At 71.2% G+C, this 16,188-nt stretch carries 14 protein-coding genes; 12 read left to right on the top strand and 2 right to left on the bottom strand.

From position 1 onward, the window contains the following. The first annotated feature begins 80 nt into the window (after positions 1 to 80). From ACFU5O_RS17695 to ACFU5O_RS17680, 4 genes are all read left to right on the top strand, one after another. On the top strand, positions 81 to 1,616 hold the full coding sequence (locus ACFU5O_RS17695; RefSeq protein ID WP_384241231.1) for a flavin-containing monooxygenase: 1,536 nt from the start codon (positions 81 to 83) through the stop codon (positions 1,614 to 1,616). Further along, complete coding sequence (locus tag ACFU5O_RS17690; RefSeq protein WP_384241229.1) at positions 1,613 to 2,590, top strand: alpha/beta fold hydrolase; 978 nt, start codon at positions 1,613 to 1,615, stop codon at positions 2,588 to 2,590. The genes ACFU5O_RS17695 and ACFU5O_RS17690 overlap by 4 nt, the downstream gene beginning before the upstream one ends. Then, the gene (locus ACFU5O_RS17685; RefSeq protein WP_384241227.1) at positions 2,587 to 3,468 is read left to right on the top strand and encodes an SDR family oxidoreductase; all 882 of its coding nucleotides are present in this window, start codon (positions 2,587 to 2,589) and stop codon (positions 3,466 to 3,468) included. Before ACFU5O_RS17690 ends, ACFU5O_RS17685 begins: the two co-directional genes overlap by 4 nt. Positions 3,469 to 3,564: 96 nt before the next feature. Continuing rightward, positions 3,565 to 3,855, top strand: a complete 291-nt coding sequence (locus ACFU5O_RS17680; protein WP_384241224.1) for a hypothetical protein — start codon at positions 3,565 to 3,567, stop codon at positions 3,853 to 3,855. A 198-nt stretch (positions 3,856 to 4,053) separates the two neighbouring features. Here the strand turns inward: ACFU5O_RS17680 and ACFU5O_RS17675 are convergent, their stop codons facing one another. After that, the gene (locus tag ACFU5O_RS17675) at positions 4,054 to 7,494 is read right to left on the bottom strand and encodes a S41 family peptidase (protein WP_384241223.1); all 3,441 of its coding nucleotides are present in this window, start codon (positions 7,492 to 7,494) and stop codon (positions 4,054 to 4,056) included. A gap of 190 nt (positions 7,495 to 7,684) precedes the next feature. Between ACFU5O_RS17675 and ACFU5O_RS17670 the strand changes: the two genes are divergently transcribed. Both ACFU5O_RS17670 and ACFU5O_RS17665 read left to right on the top strand, forming a co-directional pair. Beyond that, positions 7,685 to 8,260, top strand: coding sequence for a TetR/AcrR family transcriptional regulator (locus ACFU5O_RS17670; RefSeq protein ID WP_384241690.1), 576 nt, complete (start codon positions 7,685 to 7,687; stop codon positions 8,258 to 8,260). Positions 8,261 to 8,468: 208 nt separating this feature from the next. Then, on the top strand, positions 8,469 to 10,640 hold the full coding sequence (locus ACFU5O_RS17665) for an MMPL family transporter (RefSeq protein WP_384241220.1): 2,172 nt from the start codon (positions 8,469 to 8,471) through the stop codon (positions 10,638 to 10,640). A gap of 30 nt (positions 10,641 to 10,670) precedes the next feature. Here ACFU5O_RS17665 and ACFU5O_RS17660 read toward each other — a convergent pair whose 3' ends face one another. After that, a complete protein-coding gene (locus ACFU5O_RS17660; protein WP_384241218.1) occupies positions 10,671 to 11,036 on the bottom strand; it encodes an SsgA family sporulation/cell division regulator in 366 nt (121 codons plus the stop codon). Positions 11,037 to 11,217: 181 nt separating this feature from the next. Between ACFU5O_RS17660 and ACFU5O_RS17655 the strand changes: the two genes are divergently transcribed. The 6 genes from ACFU5O_RS17655 to ACFU5O_RS17630 all read left to right on the top strand — a co-directional run bounded on the left by ACFU5O_RS17655 (position 11,218) and on the right by ACFU5O_RS17630 (position 16,112). Beyond that, positions 11,218 to 12,297, top strand: coding sequence for an energy-coupling factor ABC transporter permease (locus ACFU5O_RS17655; RefSeq protein WP_384241216.1), 1,080 nt, complete (start codon positions 11,218 to 11,220; stop codon positions 12,295 to 12,297). 1 nt (position 12,298) lies between these two features. Then, positions 12,299 to 13,060: a cobalt ECF transporter T component CbiQ gene (cbiQ, locus tag ACFU5O_RS17650; protein ID WP_384241213.1), complete on the top strand. Its 762-nt coding sequence runs from the start codon at positions 12,299 to 12,301 to the stop codon at positions 13,058 to 13,060. Beyond that, on the top strand, positions 13,057 to 13,806 hold the full coding sequence (locus ACFU5O_RS17645) for an energy-coupling factor ABC transporter ATP-binding protein (protein WP_384241211.1): 750 nt from the start codon (positions 13,057 to 13,059) through the stop codon (positions 13,804 to 13,806). The genes cbiQ and ACFU5O_RS17645 overlap by 4 nt, the downstream gene beginning before the upstream one ends. Beyond that, positions 13,803 to 14,267: a MarR family winged helix-turn-helix transcriptional regulator gene (locus ACFU5O_RS17640; RefSeq protein WP_384241210.1), complete on the top strand. Its 465-nt coding sequence runs from the start codon at positions 13,803 to 13,805 to the stop codon at positions 14,265 to 14,267. The genes ACFU5O_RS17645 and ACFU5O_RS17640 overlap by 4 nt, the downstream gene beginning before the upstream one ends. Positions 14,268 to 14,388: 121 nt before the next feature. Beyond that, positions 14,389 to 14,826: an organic hydroperoxide resistance protein gene (locus ACFU5O_RS17635; RefSeq protein WP_384241688.1), complete on the top strand. Its 438-nt coding sequence runs from the start codon at positions 14,389 to 14,391 to the stop codon at positions 14,824 to 14,826. 125 nt (positions 14,827 to 14,951) lie between these two features. Continuing rightward, a complete protein-coding gene (locus ACFU5O_RS17630; RefSeq protein ID WP_384241208.1) occupies positions 14,952 to 16,112 on the top strand; it encodes a serine hydrolase domain-containing protein in 1,161 nt (386 codons plus the stop codon). Positions 16,113 to 16,188 lie beyond the last annotated feature (76 nt).

The raw sequence follows: 16,188 nt of genomic DNA, 5'->3' as shown, positions 1-16,188 counted from the left end.
TATGCCGAGGCCCTAATCTCCCCACCATGCCAGTGATTGCTGGCGGGGTTCGGCGGAAGTCTTGCGGGAGGCGGAGCGGCATGGGCCATCACGAGCATGTGCGAGTGGCGGTGATCGGATCCGGATTCGGTGGCCTCGGCGCCGCCGTCCGGCTGCGCCGCGAGGGGATCACCGACTTCGTCGTCCTGGAGCGGGCGGACTCGGTCGGCGGCACCTGGCGCGACAACAGCTATCCCGGGTGCGCCTGTGACGTACCGTCCCACCTCTACTCGTTCTCGTTCGCGCCCAACCCCGACTGGCCACGCACCTTCTCCGGTCAGGAGCACATCCGGGCGTATCTGGAGCATGTCACCGACACCTTCCGGCTCCGCCCGCACATCCGCTTCAACCATGAAGTGACGATGATGCGCTGGGACGGCGACGAACTGCGCTGGGAGATCGAGACGTCCGGGGGGACGCTGACCGCGGATGTGGTGGTCTCGGCCACCGGTCCGCTCTCCGACCCGAAGATCCCCGGGATTCCCGGCCTCGACGGGTTCCCCGGCAAGGTCTTCCACTCGGCCCGCTGGGACCACGACTACGACCTGCGCGGGAAGCGCGTCGCGATGATCGGGACCGGCGCTTCCGCGATCCAGATCGTGCCGGCGATCCAGCCGGAGGCCGGGAAGCTGACACTGTTCCAGCGCACACCGCCGTGGGTGATGCCGCGCATCGACCGGCGGATCAGCGGAATCGAGCGCTGGCTGCACCGGCAGCTGCCGTTCACCGGGAGCGCGCGCCGCGGACTGCTGTGGGGCATCAGGGAGTTGCAGGTCAGCGCGTTCACCAAGAGGCCGAACGAGCTCGGCCTCATCGAGGCCTTCGCCAGGGCCAACATGGCCAAGGCCGTCAAGGATCCGGCGCTGCGGGCGAAGCTGACCCCGTCCTACCGGATCGGCTGCAAGCGGATCCTGCTGTCCAGCGAGTACTACCCGGCGCTCGCCAGGCCGAATGTGGATGTCGTCGCGTCGGGACTGGTCGAGGTGCGCGGCTCGACGCTCGTCGCCGCCGACGGGACGGAGACCGAGGCCGACGTGATCATCTTCGGCACCGGCTTCCACGTCACCGACATGCCGATCGCCGAGCGGGTGGTGGGCGCGGAGGGAATCACGCTCGCCGAGGCGTGGAAGGGCGGCATGGAGGCACTGCGCGGCGCGACCGCCGCGGGCTTCCCCAACTGGATGACGATCATCGGCCCCAACACCGGCCTCGGGAACAGCTCGATGATCCTGATGATCGAGTCCCAGCTGAACTACATGGCGGACTACATGCGGCAGTTGGGCGTGCTCGGCGGCCGGGTGGCGCTCGGTGCGCGGCCGTCCGCCGTCGGCGCCTGGAACCGGCGGGTGCAGGAGCGGATGAAGCGCACGGTCTGGAACACGGGCGGCTGCACCAGCTGGTATCTGGACGCGAGCGGCCGGAACACCACCATCTGGCCCGGTACGACAGGGGAGTTCAGGCGCCGGACACGGGAGGTGGACCTCGCGGAGTACGAGGTGATCCGCCCCCCGCGCAAGGGGTCCGGCGCAACCGCGCAGGCGAAGGCGTCCGAGCTGGTCACGGAGGAGGCGAAGTGAGCCGTCTGACGAAGCGGCCGGCGGGGGCCGTCGCCGCCCCGCCGGTCGCCGCCCGTGAACTGACCGCGGTCTCCGCCGACGGCTCGCGCATCCACGTGGAGCTGCACGGCCCCGAGGACGCGCCCGCCGTGGTCCTCGCCCACGGCTGGACCTGTTCGACCCAGTTCTGGGCGCCGCAGATACGGGAGCTGGCCCCCGATCACCGCGTGATCGCGTACGACCAGCGTGGCCACGGCCGTACCCCGGCCGTGGCGAAGGCCGGCCACAGCACCGGCGCCCTCGCCGACGACCTGGAGGCCGTGCTCGCCGCCGCGCTGGAGCCCGGCACGAAGGCCGTGCTGGCCGGGCACTCCATGGGCGGAATGACGCTCATGGCGGCCGCCGGGAGGCCGAAGTTCACGGAGCACGCGGCCGCCGCACTGCTGTGCAGCACCGGTAGTTCCCGGCTGATCGACGAGTCCCTGGTGCTGCCGATCCGGCCGGGTCGCGTGCGCACACGGATCACCGGTGCGATCCTCGGATCGCGCGCACCGCTCGGCCCGGTCACTCCGGTCTCCAAGCGGATTCTGCGGTACGCGACGATGGGCCCGGGCTCGGCGCCGGAGAAGGTGGCCGAGTGCGCCCGCATCGTCCACGCCTGCCGCCGTGCGACCCGGGTGGCCTGGGCGCATGTCCTCGCCGGGCTCGATCTCGAGGCGGGTGTGGGCGAGTTGACCGTTCCCACCGCGGTGATCTCCGGCACCGCCGACCGGCTCACCCCGATCGTGCACGCCCGTGCGCTCGCCGCCGGCCTGCCCGAGTGCGTGGGCCTGGTCGAGCTCGCCGGCATGGGGCACATGACCCCGGTGGAGGCACCCGACGCCGTCACCGCGCAGATCCGCGGGCTCGTGGACGTATACCTGAGGAAGGTGCCCGTGGACGACGCACGCGAGTCGGCCGGGCAGCAGGCGAACCAGAAGGAGGGGGCCGTATGAGCAGGGTCAGCCTTGAAGGCCAGGTCGCTGTCGTCACCGGTGCGGCACGGGGCGTCGGCGAGCTGCTCGCCCGCAAGCTGTCCGCGCGCGGCGCGAAGGTCGCGCTCGTCGGACTCGAACCGGACGCGCTGAAGGACGTCGCGGGCCGGCTGCACACGGACTGCGACCACTGGCACGCCGATGTCACCGACCATGAGGCGATGGCGAGGGTCGCGCAGGAGGTCAAGGAGCGGTTCGGCAAGGTCGACATCGTCGTCGCCAACGCGGGCGTGGCGTCGGGCGGGCCGTTCGCCGAGTCCGACCCGGACGCATGGCGGCGGGTGATCGAGGTCAATCTGATCGGCAGCGCGGTCACCTGCCGCGCGTTCCTGCCGGTGCTGACGGAGAGCCGGGGCTACTTCCTGCAGATCGCCTCGCTCGCCGCGATCACTGCGGCGCCGATGATGACGGCGTACTGCGCCTCCAAGTCGGGAGTCGAGGCCTTCGCGCACAGTCTGCGTGCCGAGGTCGGCTACAAGGGCGTCAAGGTCGGCATCGGCTACCTCTCCTGGACCGACACCGACATGGTGCGTGGCGCCGACCAGGACGACGTGATGCGGGAGCTGCGGCAGCGGCTGCCGTGGCCGGGGAACCGCACCTATCCGCTGGGGCCCGCCGTCGACCGGATCGTCGCCGGGATCGAGCGGCGCAAGGCCCATGTGTACGCGCAGTGGTGGCTGGGCGGAATGCAGTCGGTGCGCGGGTACCTTCCGGGAATCGTCGCGGCGGTCGGACAGCGCGAGATGCGGCGCTTCGAGCCGCGGCTGGCCGGGGTCCGCAAGGGCCTTGTGGGTGCGGGCGGCGCCGCCGACGAGAAGGAGCGCACGGAGCGTAGTTGATCGAAATGCGAGGTATGTCGGTGCGTGCCAGGCTGGTCGAGGCCGGGGCCCGGTGAAGGCCCCCTCCCCCCTCACACCCTTCCAGGAGTGAACCAGATGGGTATTCAGGACCAGTTCAAGGACAAGGCCGATCAGCTCGCGGAGCAGGGCAGGCAGAAGCCGGGCAACGCCAGGCACGAGGCCTCGCAGCGCTCGCAACAGCCCCGTCCCGAGAAGCCTCGTCCCGAGCAGCCGCGTCCGGAGCAGCCGCGGTCCGAGCAGCGCTCGCAGCAGCCGCGAGGGAAGCAGCAGCCGCGCTCGAAGCAGCAGCCGCGGGAGATGAACGACGAGGCGATCCGGATCCAGCAGGAGTCCCAGGACCGCTTCGACCGGGACCACGACGCCTGACGTCGGGGCCGACGAAGGGGCGCACCCTGTGCACGGGGTGCGCCCCTTGCATGCGCGGCGATCCGTGCACCGAGATCATCCGTGCACCGCGATCATCCGTGCACCGCGATCATCCGTGTCGCGGTCCGTGCATCGGGCTGCGTCCACCGCGCTGCGTCACGTCCACGGACCGCGCGGCGCTCCGGGTCACGTCGGCCGTCACGTCGGCCGAGGCGGAAGTTTCGGGCGGCGGAGGTCCGGGACGTCGTCGTATCCGGGAGGCGTGGCCGGAGGACGCGCATCGAGGAGTTCGAGTGCCACCCGGACCGCGGTGTCGAGGTCGGTCCGTTTCCCCTCGGCCCAGTCGAGCGGGGGGCGTTCGGCGTGGATGTCCGGGTCCACGCCGTGGTTCTCGACCGACCAGGCGTACTCGTTGAACCATGCCGCGTTCATCGGCACCGTGATCACCGTTCCGTCCCCGAGCCGGTGCCGCCCGGTCATCCCGACGACTCCGCCCCAGGTGCGCTGGCCGACCACGGGACCGATGTCCAGCAGCTTGCACGCGGCCGTGATCATGTCGCCGTCCGACGAGGTCGCCTCGTCGGCGAGCGCGACGACCGGGCCGCGCGGTGCGTTCGAGGTGTACGAGACGGGCTGGGCGTTGCGCGTCAGGTCCCAGCCCAGAATCTTGCGGCTGAGCTTCTCGATGACCAACTCGCTGATGTGCCCGCCCGCGTTGCCCCGTACGTCCACGATGAGCGCGGGACGCGACACCTCCATGCGCACGTCGCGGTTGAACTGCGCCCAGCCCGAGCCGCCCATGTCCGGGATGTGCAGATACCCGCAGCTGCCGCCGCTCATCTCCCGTACGACCGCACGGCGTTTGGCGACCCAGTCCTGGTAGCGCAAGGGCCGTTCGTCCACCAGCGGCACGATCGCCACGCGGCGTGCGGGGCCTTCGCCCTCGGGCGGGCGGAAGGTCAGTTCCACGGTCGTGCCGCCGGCCGCGGCAAGCAGCGGATAGGGGCCGGCCACCGGGTCCACGGGCCGGCCGTCGACATGGGTGAGCACTGCTCCTTCGCGGATGCCCGTACCGGCCAGCGGGGAGCGGGCCTTGGAGTCGGACGAGTCGCCGGGCAGGATCCGCGTGACGACCCAGCCCTCCTCCCGCCGCGCCAGATTGGCGCCGAGGAGGCCGATCGCCCGCTGGTAGTGCGGCGGTCCCTCGTTGCGGCGCGCGGGAGTGACGTACGCGTGCGACGTGCCCAGCTCGCCCAGCACCTCCCGGAGCAGATCGGCGAACTCGTCGGGCGAGGCGACCCGTTCGACCAGGGGACGGTACTGCTCCAGCACCCCGTCCCAGTCGATGCCGCACATTCCGGGCTCCCAGAAGTAGGCCCGGGTCAGCCGCCCCGCCTCCGCGTACGCGCTACGCCACTCCGCGGGCGGGTCCACCTCGTGCAGGATCCGGCGCAGATCGATGTAGACGGTCGAGTCGCTGTCCCCCAGCTCGTTCGCGGGCACCGCCCGCAGATCGCCGTCGTCCATGACCACCAGCCGCGTCCCGTCGCCGCTCACCGCGAACGAGTCGAGATGCTGGACGAGTTCGGTCCTGCGGGCCTTGACGATGTCGAAGTACTCCAGCGTCGGCCGGGGAGAGGGGTCGGCGGGATTGGCGAACGTCTCGCCGAGCGCGCCGGAGATCGGCCACCGCAGCCAGACGAGACCGCCGCCGCTGACCGGGTACAGCGCCGAGTACTTGGAGGCGGACACCGGGAAGGGCGTGACACGGTTGCCCAGGCCCTCCACCTCCACCATGGCCGTGCCCTCCCCCGTGTCGGCGTCCGTCGGATCCAGGCCCCCGGCGGCCGGACGCCCGTCCGGCAGCAGGGCGAAGGGCGACGGTGTCGCCGACGACAGGGGCACCAGATAGGGGCGGCAGCCCAGCGGGAACGACAGATCCCCGGTGTGCACGTCGTACACCGGGTCGAAGCCGCGCCATGAGAGGAAGGCCAGATAGCGGCCGTCGCGGGTGAAGACGGGATTCTCGTCCTCGAAGCGGCCGTTGGTGACGTCGACGACCGTGCGGGGCTCCGGCCCGTCGATGCGCGCCATCTTGATCTGCCGCAGGGAGCGTCCGATGCCCGGATGCGACCAGGTCAGCCAGTTCCCGTGCGGGGAGAACGCGAGATCGCGGACAGGGCCGTTGTCGGAGCGGATCACCTCGGTGACCCGGCCTTCACCGGGGGCTGCGGTGGAGACGCTGCCGGACTCCTCGCCCCCGGACTCCTCGCCCCCGGACCCCTTGCCGCCGGACTCCTCGCCCTCCGAGGTGTCCGGGGCATCGTCGGTACGGGCCGTGCCCCCGGCGTCCTCCGCCGCGGCGGAGGACGGCCGCTCGGACGCCGGCTCCTCGGACGCCGGCTCCTCTGAGACGTCGACGAGGAGCAGCCGTCCGTCGTGCGAGGCGACCGCGACGCGCTGCCCGGCCGGGTCCGATTTCAGCTCCAGTACCCGGCCCAGCTCCCCGGAGGCGAGCCGCCGCGGCTCCCGGTCGCCGGTCGCCCTCGGCAGATACGCGATCTCCAGCGCGTCGTCGCCCTCGGCGTCGGTGACATAGGCGACCTGTCCGCCGCCGCCGAGCATCTCGGGCAGCCGCACCCGCACGCCCGGGGTGTCCGCGATCGTCCGCGCGGGGCCGTCCCGGTGCGTGAGCCAGTACAGGCTGCCGCGCACGGAGACGGCGCTGGCACGGCCGGTCGTGTCCACCGCGATCGCGTCGACGTTGGTGGCGGCGGGGACCTGGTACGGCCGTCGCCCGGCCCGTGGTCCCCCGAGCCGTACGTCGAGCTTGCGCGGCTCCGCGTCCGGCGCCAGGTCGTCGACGATCCACAGATCGCCGGCGCACTGGTAGACGACACGGCGTCCGTCGCTGGAGGCGTGCCGGGCGTAGAAGGCGTCGTGGTCGGTGTGGCGGCGCAGATCGGTGCCGTCGGGGAGGCAGGAGTAGAGATTGCCCACGCCCTCGTGGTCCGAGAGGAAGGCGATACGGCCGTCCACGAACATGCAGCAGTCCAGATGGCCCCCGATGTCGGGCAGCAGCCGCTCGCCGTGCAGATACAGCCGCCCCATGGCCCCGCCCCGGTACCGCTTCCACGCCGCCGGTTCGTGCGGCGGCTTTCCTGTGAGCAGGAGGGTGCGGTGGCAGCCGTCGACGTCGGCGACCGCGATGTCGGCGACGGGCCCCCAGGGGAGGCGTTTGCCGGGGTCGCCGTCGGTCGGCACCTTGTAGGCCCACGAGAAGTACGAGAAGGGCTGGCCGTGCGAGGAGACGGCGAGGATGTTGCCGTCCGGGTCCCAGCCGCACACCCGGGTGTCGGTCGAGCCCCAGTAGCTGAGCCGTCGAGCGGGGCCGCCGTCGACCGGCGCCAGATGGATCTCGGGGTCCAGGCTGCGCCAGGTCGTGTACGCGATGTGGCGCCCGTCCGGGGAGAAGCGTGGGTGGCCCACCCTCGTCCTGTCGACGGTGATCCGCCAGGCGCGGCCCGGGCGTCGGCCTTCCGGGGCGAGGGGGGCGATCCAGAGATCGTCCTCGGCCGCGAAGCACAGCAACTCGTCGTACAGATGCGGGAAGCGGAGGTATGCCACGTCTTCACTCACCTTCCAATGCTTTCCGTGCAAGGGAGCCGCGGCAACTCGTGGGACAGGACTCGTGCGGTCGGCCGGAGCGGGGCGGGGACATAAGCGCCCCCTTGTGGCCCAGCACACGTACGAAACGGTTTCGTTTCGCTGGAGGGAGGGGTAACCTCGAACTGTACGAAACAGTTTCGTTCGGGAGGTCGGTATGGCGGTGGCACGCACAAGGCTCACGCCGGAGCGCGAGGCCGAGCTGTACAACGCGGTGCTCGACCTCCTGCGAGAGGTCGGCTACGACGCCCTGACCATGGACGCCGTCGCCGCCCGTACCCGCTCCAGCAAGGCCACCCTCTACCGCCAGTGGGGGAGCAAGCCGGAGCTGGTCGCCATGTCGCTGCGGCACAGCAAGCCGGTGGATGTCTCGGAGATCGACACCGGCAGCCTGCGCGGCGACTTCCACGAGATGGTGACGCTCAGCGACGACTGCCAGATGGAGCGGGACACCGCGCTGATGCGGGGTCTCACCCGGGCGGTCCACGAGAACGACGATCTGCTGCAGGCGCTGCGCGAGCTGTTCATCGAACCCGAGATCACCGGGCTCGACGCGATGCTGCAGCGGGCGATCGACCGGGGCGAGATCGAGGCGGACAATCCCGCACTCGAGTTCCTCTCGCACATGCTGGTCGGCGCCTTCGTCGCCCATCCACTGATCAAGGACGAGCCCATGAGCCAGGAGTTCCTGCGCAGCTACCTGGACGCCGTGGTGATTCCCGCTCTGGGCGTCCGGTGACACCGGACCGCCCCGAGGGCCCGCTCCCACAGGAGCACGGTCCGGACACCGCCCTGCTCCCCGCACCGGGTCTCCCCGCCCGCCGCGCCTGACCCTCCCCTCCCGCACCACCACCCGCAAAGCCCCACCTGACGCGCACCGCTCACGTCGTCGGGCTGGTCATTCCTGCCCTCTTGCTGTCCCACGACCTGATCGGGAGTCCGTACTCGTGGCCATGTTCCTGTACAAACTCGGGCGGTTCGCCTTCCGCCGCCGACGGCTCGTCGCCCTGGTGTGGGTGGCCCTGCTCGCGATAGCCGGCGTCGGGGCGGCTTCCGCGCCGACCGCCGCGTCCAGCTCGTTCTCCATGCCGGGCACGGAGGCGCAGAAGGCCTTCGACCTCATCGACGAGCGCTTCCCCGGTACGAGCGCCGACGGGGCCACCGCACGGGTCGTCTTCAAGGCCCCCGAAGGGCGGAAGATGACCGACCCGGCCCACAAGGCCGAGGTCAAGAAGGTCGTCGCCGAGCTCAGGTCCGGTTCGGACCAGGTCGCGTCGGTCGTCGACCCGTACCAGGCCAAGGCGATCAGCCAGGACGGCACCGTCGCCTACACCCAGGTCTCCTACAAGGTCAGCGGCATGGAGCTGACCGAGAAGGACCGGGAGGCCCTGACCGACGCCGGCGAGGAGGCCGAGGACTCCGGGCTGACCGTCGAGATCGGCGGTGACGCGCTGCAGGCCGCGCCCGAGACCGGGGCCTCCGAGGTCATCGGTGTCGGAATCGCCGCCGTCGTCCTCGTCATCACCTTCGGCTCGCTGGTGGCGGCGGGGCTGCCGCTGCTCACCGCGATCATCGGCGTCGGCATCGGCGTCTCCACGATCACGGCCCTCGCGAACAGCCTCGACCTCGGTTCGACCACGGCCACCCTCGCGACGATGATCGGTCTCGCGGTCGGCATCGACTACGCCCTCTTCATCGTCTCCCGTTACCGCGCCGAGCTGGCAGAGGGCCGGGACCACGAGGAGGCCGCCGGACGCGCGGTCGGCACCGCCGGCTCCGCCGTCGTGTTCGCCGGACTCACCGTCGTCATCGCCCTGGTCGGCCTCGCCGTCGCCAACATCCCGATGCTCAGCAAGATGGGCTTCGCGGCGGCCGGTACGGTCGCGATCGCCGTCCTCATCGCGCTCACTCTGATCCCGGCGCTGCTGGGCTTCGCCGGCAAGCGGGTGCTCGGCCGCAAGGCCCGCAAGGGCAAGGCCGCCCACGCCCCGGACGACAAGCCCAACATGGGCACCCGCTGGGCCAGGTTCGTGCTGCGCCGCCCGGTCACCGTGCTGCTCACGGGTGTCATCGGCCTCGGCGCCGTCGCCGTACCCGCCACGTCGCTCGAGCTCGGACTGCCGGACGACGGTTCCCAGCCCACCAGCACCACCCAGCGCAAGGCGTACGACCGGCTCTCCGACGGCTTCGGGCCGGGCTTCAACGGACCGCTGCTCGTCGTGGTGGACGGCGACAAGGCCACGACGGACAGCACCGCCAAGGAGATCTCCGGCCTCGACGGGGTCGCGGCCGTCACCCCGGCCACGTACAACAAGGCCGGCGACACGGCGATGATCACCGTCATCCCGAAGGACCGGCCGAGCTCCACCGAGACCGAGGACCTCGTCCACACCATCCGGGACACCAGCGGCGAGAACGTCCATGTCACCGGTGCCACCGCGATGAACATCGACTTCTCGCAGCGGATGAACGACGCGCTCGTCCCCTATCTGGGACTCGTGGTCGGCCTGGCGTTCCTGCTGCTGATGGTCGTCTTCCGGTCCGTCCTCGTCCCGCTCAAGGCGGCGCTCGGCTTCCTGCTCTCGGTGGTCGCCGCGCTCGGCGCGGTCGTCGCGGTCTTCCAGTGGGGCTGGCTGGGTTCCGTGTTCGGCGTCGAGCAGACCGGCCCGGTCATGTCGATGATGCCGATCTTCATGGTCGGCGTCGTGTTCGGTCTCGCCATGGACTACGAGGTCTTCCTGGTCACGCGGATGCGTGAGGCGTACGTCCACGGGGAGCGGCCCGGCCAGGCGATCGTCACCGGCTTCCGGCACGGCGCCCGTGTGGTCGGCGCGGCCGCGGTGATCATGATCGCGGTCTTCGCGGGATTCATCGGTTCCAGCGAGCAGATGGTGAAGATGATCGGCTTCGGGCTGGCCGTCGCCGTCTTCTTCGACGCGTTCGTGGTCCGGATGGCGATCGTTCCGGCGGTGCTCGCGCTGCTCGGTCACCGGGCCTGGTGGCTGCCCCGCTGGCTGGACCGGGGGCTGCCGAACGTCGACGTCGAGGGCGAGCAGCTGGCGAAGCTGGGCGCCGGGGCGGCCGACGGGGAGCGGGAGCTCGTCGGCGTCCGAGGCTGAGCAGTACGGCTCGCGAGGTGGCCGTGTCCGTCACGAACTGGTGGCGGACGCGGCCACCTCCGCGTATGTCCGGAGCAGGAATCGCAGCAGGGGGCGTGCGTCGAGCTGGATCACCGCCACCCCCTCGGGCGAGTGGAACTCCACGACCACCTGGGCGCGGCCGCACGGCCAGACCGAGACATCACCGCTGCGGGCGGGGACGCGCAGTCCGGTCTCGAGGAGCTCGCGGCGGAAGGTCCACTCGATACCGGTGGGAAAGACGAAACGCACGACATCAAGGTCGTTCCCGGGGTCGTAACGGAGGGATACGGGCACCGACCGGTAGTAGGGAGCGTCGTTGACTATCCGGGCCTTCGCATGGAGTACGACAGGGGGAGGCTCGACGGTGGATGGCATCGGTCGGCTCCTCGCATTTGCTGATGTTTGTCTCTTAATGTCCCATATTTGGCCGCGGAAACCCCGGCCGCGTCACTTGCTTCTGTTGTCAAGACGCACTTGCAAGACGTTCGCAATAGGGAGCATCATCGGACGGTTGCCCGACCAGGTCCGAGCGGCCTGTCCCGAAGCGGAGCCCGCCATGCATGTCCCCGACGGATTCATCGATCTGCCCGTCTCCGCCGCCGCCGTCTCCGCCGCCGCCGGCGCTGTCGCGGTCAGCCTGCGCGGCGCGCGCAAGGAGCTTGGGGGTACCTCCCACGCCGGAGGTTATGGGGGAGACAGGACCGCGCCGCTGGCCGGTCTCGTCGCCGCGTTCATCTTCGCCGTCCAGATGCTCAACTTCCCGGTCGCGGCCGGCACCAGTGGGCATCTGCTCGGCGGTGCGCTGGCGGCGATACTCGTCGGGCCGTACACGGGCGTGCTCTGCGTCTCCGTGGTCCTGCTGCTCCAGGGCGTCCTCTTCGCGGACGGCGGCCTCACCGCGCTCGGGGTCAACATCACGGTCATGGGTGTCGTGACGGTCGTCGTCGCGTACGCCCTCTTCCGGGGCCTGGTGAAGGTCCTGCCGAAGAGGCGCAGCTCAGTGACCGCGGCCTCCTTCGTCGCGGCACTGGTCTCCGTACCGGCCGCGGCCACGGCCTTCACCTTCATCTATGCGATCGGTGGCACCACCGACGTCCCGATCCGCACTGTCCTGACCGCGATGGTCGGCGTCCACGTGCTGATCGGTATCGGCGAGGCCGTGATCACCGCCGCCACGGTCGGCGCCGTCATGGCCGTGCGGCCGGACCTCGTGTACGGCGCCCGTGGCCTCTCCGCGCCGCTCAAGCTGCGCGTCGGCGGCGAGCTGGTCGATGCCGAGCCGTCCTCGCCCACCCCCTCTTCTCCCGCGTCCACGCGCCCGGTCTGGATCGCCGGCCTGGTGACCTCGCTCCTGCTGGCCGGTTTCGTCTCCTTCTACGCCTCCGCCAGCCCCGACGGCCTGGAGAAGGTGGCAGCCGACAAGGGCATCGACGAGAAGGTCGAGGACCACGCGGCGGCCGATTCCCCGCTCGCGGACTACGGGGTCAAGGACGTCGAGAACGTCCGGGTCGCCGGCGGTCTGGCGGGTGTGATCGGTGTGGGCGCCACGGTCGCGGTGGGCTCCGGGGTCTTCTGGGCGGTCAAGCGCCGCCGGCACGACGAGCCCGCGACCGTCGCGCCCAAGGAGACCGTCTGAGATGAGTGCGGGGCACGCTCACAAGCTCTACCGGCCAGGTGACTCGCCGGTCCACCGGCTGCCCTCGCACTGCAAGATCGCCGCGACGCTCTGCTTCGTGATCGTGGTGGTCTCGACGCCGCGCGAGGCCGTCTGGGCCTTCGGCGCCTACGCCGTGCTGCTCGGCGCGGTCGCCGCTCTGGCCCGCGTCCCCGCGGGTGTGCTGCTGCGGCGTCTGCTGATCGAGATCCCCTTCGTGGCCTTCGCGCTGCTCATGCCCTTCGTGGTGCCGGGCGAACGGACCGAACTGCTCGGGATCCCGCTGTCCGTACCCGGACTCTGGGGCGCCTGGAACATCCTCGCGAAGGGGACGCTGGGCGTCGCCGCCTCCGTACTGCTGGCGTCGACCACCGAGCTGCGCTCCCTGCTGCTCGGACTGCAGCAGCTCAGGCTGCCGCCGCTGATGGTGCAGATCGCGTCCTTCATGATCCGCTACGGCGACGTCATCACCGACGAGATGCGGCGCATGTCCGTCGCCCGCCGCTCACGCGGCTTCGAGGCCCGGGGTGTGCGGCACTGGGGCGTGCTCGCCAAGTCCGCGGGCGCCCTGTTCATACGCTCCTACGAGCGCGGTGAGCGGGTGCATCTGGCCATGGTCAGCCGTGGCTACGCCGGGACGATGCCGGTGATCGACGAGGTGACCGCGTCCCGCGCGCAGTGGGCGCGCGCCGCCGCCCTCCCGGGCTCGGCACTCGCCGTCTGTCTGCTTGGCTGGACCCTATGACCATGTCCCTCGAGGTGCGAGGCCTCGCGTACGCCTATCCCGACGGCCACCAGGCCCTCTTCGGTGTCGACCTGAGCATCGCACGCGGTGAGCGGGTGGCCCTGCTCGGTCCGAACGGGGCCGGCAAGACGACCCTCGTCCTCCATCTCAACGGCATCCTCGTCGGGGGTGCGGGCACCGTCACCGTCTCCGGACTCCCGGTCGGCAAGCAGCACATGGCCGAGATCCGCCGCAAGGTCGGCATCGTCTTCCAGGACCCCGACGACCAGCTCTTCATGCCGACGGTCAGGGAGGACGTCGCCTTCGGCCCGGCGGCGGCCGGGCTGCGCGGGGCGGAGCTGGAGAAGCGCGTACGGGACGCGCTCGACCAGGTCGGCATGGGCGAGTACCTCGAACGCCCGCCGCATCACCTGTCCTTCGGCCAGCGCCGCCGGGTCGCCGTCGCGACCGTGCTCGTGATGGAGCCGGAGATCCTCGTCCTCGACGAGCCCTCGTCCAATCTCGACCCGGCCTCCCGCCGCGAACTCGCCGACATCCTGCGGTCGTTGGACGTCACCGTCCTGATGGTGACGCACGACCTGCCGTACGCCCTCGAGCTGTGCCCGCGCTCGGTGATCCTCAGTGAGGGAGTGATCGCGGCCGACGGCCGGACGCAGGAGCTGCTCGGTGACGCCGAACTGATGCGCGCGCACCGGTTGGAGTTGCCGTTCGGCTTCGACCCGCGTGCTGTGACAATGGGCGCGTGAACGAGGAGACGACGACCGCCCCCGGTCCGGCGGCATCGCTGCTGCTGGACGACCAGCTGTGCTTCGCGCTGTACGCGGCGCAGCGTGCGGTCACCGCGGCGTACCGGCCGCTCCTCGACGAGCTCGGCCTCACCTACCCGCAGTATCTGGCGATGCTGGTGCTCTGGGAGCGGGGCGAGATCCCGGTGAAGGATCTGGCTGCCGCACTGCGGCTGGACTACGGCACGGTCTCGCCGTTGCTGAAGCGGCTGGAGGCTGCGGGCCTGGTGCGCCGGGAGCGTTCGGCGGCCGACGAGCGTTCCGTACGGGTGGTGCTGAGCGAGGAAGGCGAGGCGCTGCGGGCGCCCGCCGGGCGGGTGCCCGCAGCGCTGCTCGCGTACACCGGCATGGGTGCGGAGGAGATCGCCCGGCTGCGGGCCGAGCTGCACGAACTCACGGTGCGCGCCTCGGTGCAGGGCTGAGTCTCCACCCGGAGCCTCTACCCGGAGGAACCTCGCCTACCCCCAGGTAACAAGGCGCCCCCTGCTCCGGTACATTGCGCACGATGTACTTGTGCGCATCTCATTCATGTGGGGGTGGTTCATGACCGACCAGGACACCCGGCCGACGAAGATCATGTACTCCGCGGAGGCCACGGCACACGGAGGCCGCGACGGCTATGTCACCAGCCATGACGGCCGGATCGATCTGCGTCTCGCGATGCCGCCGGCCCTGGGCGGGGACGGCGACGGCACCAACCCGGAACAGCTCTTCGCCGCCGGCTACAGCTCCTGCTTCCACAACGCGCTCGTCCTCGTCGGCCGCCGGGCCGGCTACGACCTGAAACGCTCCACGGTCGCCGCCAAGGTCGGCATCGGCCCCAACAAGGCCCGCGGCTACGGGCTCGCGGTCTCCCTCAGCGTCTCGCTGCCCCTGCTCGACCAGCAGCTCGCCGCCGAGCTGGTGGACGCCGCGCACCAGGTCTGCCCGTACTCGAACGCAACGCGCGGCAACATCGACGTCACGATCCTGATCGGCTGACGCCGGGTTCCGAGCCGGGTTCCCAGCCGGATTCCGAGCCGGAACCCGACCCGGAATCCGGAGCCGGGCGACCACGTTGCACCATGGACGCAACCGGAAGGCCGGGAGAACAGGGAGCGTGTGACGTGGACGTCCAGGGCACGGTGGCGGAGGGCTTCGAGCCGGTCCGGGACGCGTTCGTGCGCAACTTCGAGCAGCGCGGGGAGCGCGGTGCGGCCGTCGCCGTCTACAAGCACGGCGTGAAGGTCGTCGACCTCTGGGCCGGTACGCGGGACGTGGACGGTACCGGCCCCTGGGCCGTGGACACCGCGCAGGTCGTCCGCTCGGCGACCAAGGGTGTCGCCGCCGCCGTACCGCTGCTGCTGCACCAGCGTGGGCAGCTGGACCTGGACGGGCCGGTCGGGACGTACTGGCCCGAGTTCAAGGCGGCCGGCAAGGAGCGCGTGCTCGTACGGCATCTGCTCTCGCACCGGGCCGGTGTGCCCGTGCTCGACCGTCCCCTCACGCCCGCCCAGGCCGCCGACGGCACGTCCGGGGCGCTCGCCCTCGCCGCGCAGGCACCGGCCTGGGAGCCCGGCACCGACCACGGCTACCACGCGCAGACGTACAGCTGGCTGCTGGCCGAACTCGTCCGCCGCGTCACCGGCCGCAGCATCGGCCGATGGGTCGCGGAGGAGATAGCCCGCCCGCTCGGCCTGGACTTCTGGATCGGGCTCCCGGCCGACGAGGCGCACCGGGTGGGCCGGCTCGGCCCGGTGGAGGAACCGCCCACGGCCGTCGGCGGCGGGCTGAAACTGCGCCCCAAGCGGTCGGTCTCCGAGGCCTACCGCGACCCGGAGTCCCTGACCCGTCGCGCCGTCGGCGCGCTCGACCCCCTGCCGGACGAGAACGACCCGGTCTACCGCGCCGCGGAACTCCCGGCGTCCAACGGCATCTCCACGGCCCGCGCGCTGGCCCGCTTCTACGCGGCCACCATCGGCGAGGTCGACGGCCACCGCCTCTTCGCCCCCGCCACCCTCACCCTCGCCCGCACAGAGGAGTCGGCGGGCCCGGACCGCGTCCTCGTCGTCGGCACCCGCTTCGGCCTCGGCTACATGCTCCACGGCCCCGCGTCCCCGCTGCTGGGCCGTGGCTCCTTCGGCCACCCGGGCCGTGGCGGCTCGCTCGGTTTCGCGGACCCGGAGTCCGGCATCGCGCTCGGCTACGTCACGAACAGCATGCGCAAGGGAGTCACGGCGGACCCGCGCGCCCAGGCTCTGGTCGCGGCGGTGCGCTCGGCGTCATGATCGGGCTGTGCTCGTCCGGGGCGACTCCCGGAGCCCGGAGGGCAGCGCCCGGCCGGGGGTGAGCGGGCCGTCGACG

Source organism: Streptomyces sp. NPDC057445 (assembly GCF_042802855.1).
In the GTDB taxonomy this organism is placed as follows: domain Bacteria; phylum Actinomycetota; class Actinomycetes; order Streptomycetales; family Streptomycetaceae; genus Streptomyces.
Note: the sequence above shows the minus strand (reverse complement) of the source record. Positions and strands in the feature narration are given on the sequence as shown.

What these genes read in the sequence shown, in the direction of transcription:
- ACFU5O_RS17680 (WP_384241224.1), top strand. Translation starts at nt 3,565, where the DNA reads ATGGGTATTCAGGACCAGTTCAAGGACAAGGCCGATCAGCTCGCGGAG.
- ACFU5O_RS17660 (WP_384241218.1), bottom strand. Translation starts at nt 11,036, where the DNA reads ATGCCATCCACCGTCGAGCCTCCCCCTGTCGTACTCCATGCGAAGGCC.
- ACFU5O_RS17685 (WP_384241227.1), top strand. Translation starts at nt 2,587, where the DNA reads ATGAGCAGGGTCAGCCTTGAAGGCCAGGTCGCTGTCGTCACCGGTGCG.
- ACFU5O_RS17635 (WP_384241688.1), top strand. Translation starts at nt 14,389, where the DNA reads ATGACCGACCAGGACACCCGGCCGACGAAGATCATGTACTCCGCGGAG.
- ACFU5O_RS17695 (WP_384241231.1), top strand. Translation starts at nt 81, where the DNA reads ATGGGCCATCACGAGCATGTGCGAGTGGCGGTGATCGGATCCGGATTC.
- cbiQ (WP_384241213.1), top strand. Translation starts at nt 12,299, where the DNA reads ATGAGTGCGGGGCACGCTCACAAGCTCTACCGGCCAGGTGACTCGCCG.
- ACFU5O_RS17655 (WP_384241216.1), top strand. Translation starts at nt 11,218, where the DNA reads ATGCATGTCCCCGACGGATTCATCGATCTGCCCGTCTCCGCCGCCGCC.
- ACFU5O_RS17645 (WP_384241211.1), top strand. Translation starts at nt 13,057, where the DNA reads ATGACCATGTCCCTCGAGGTGCGAGGCCTCGCGTACGCCTATCCCGAC.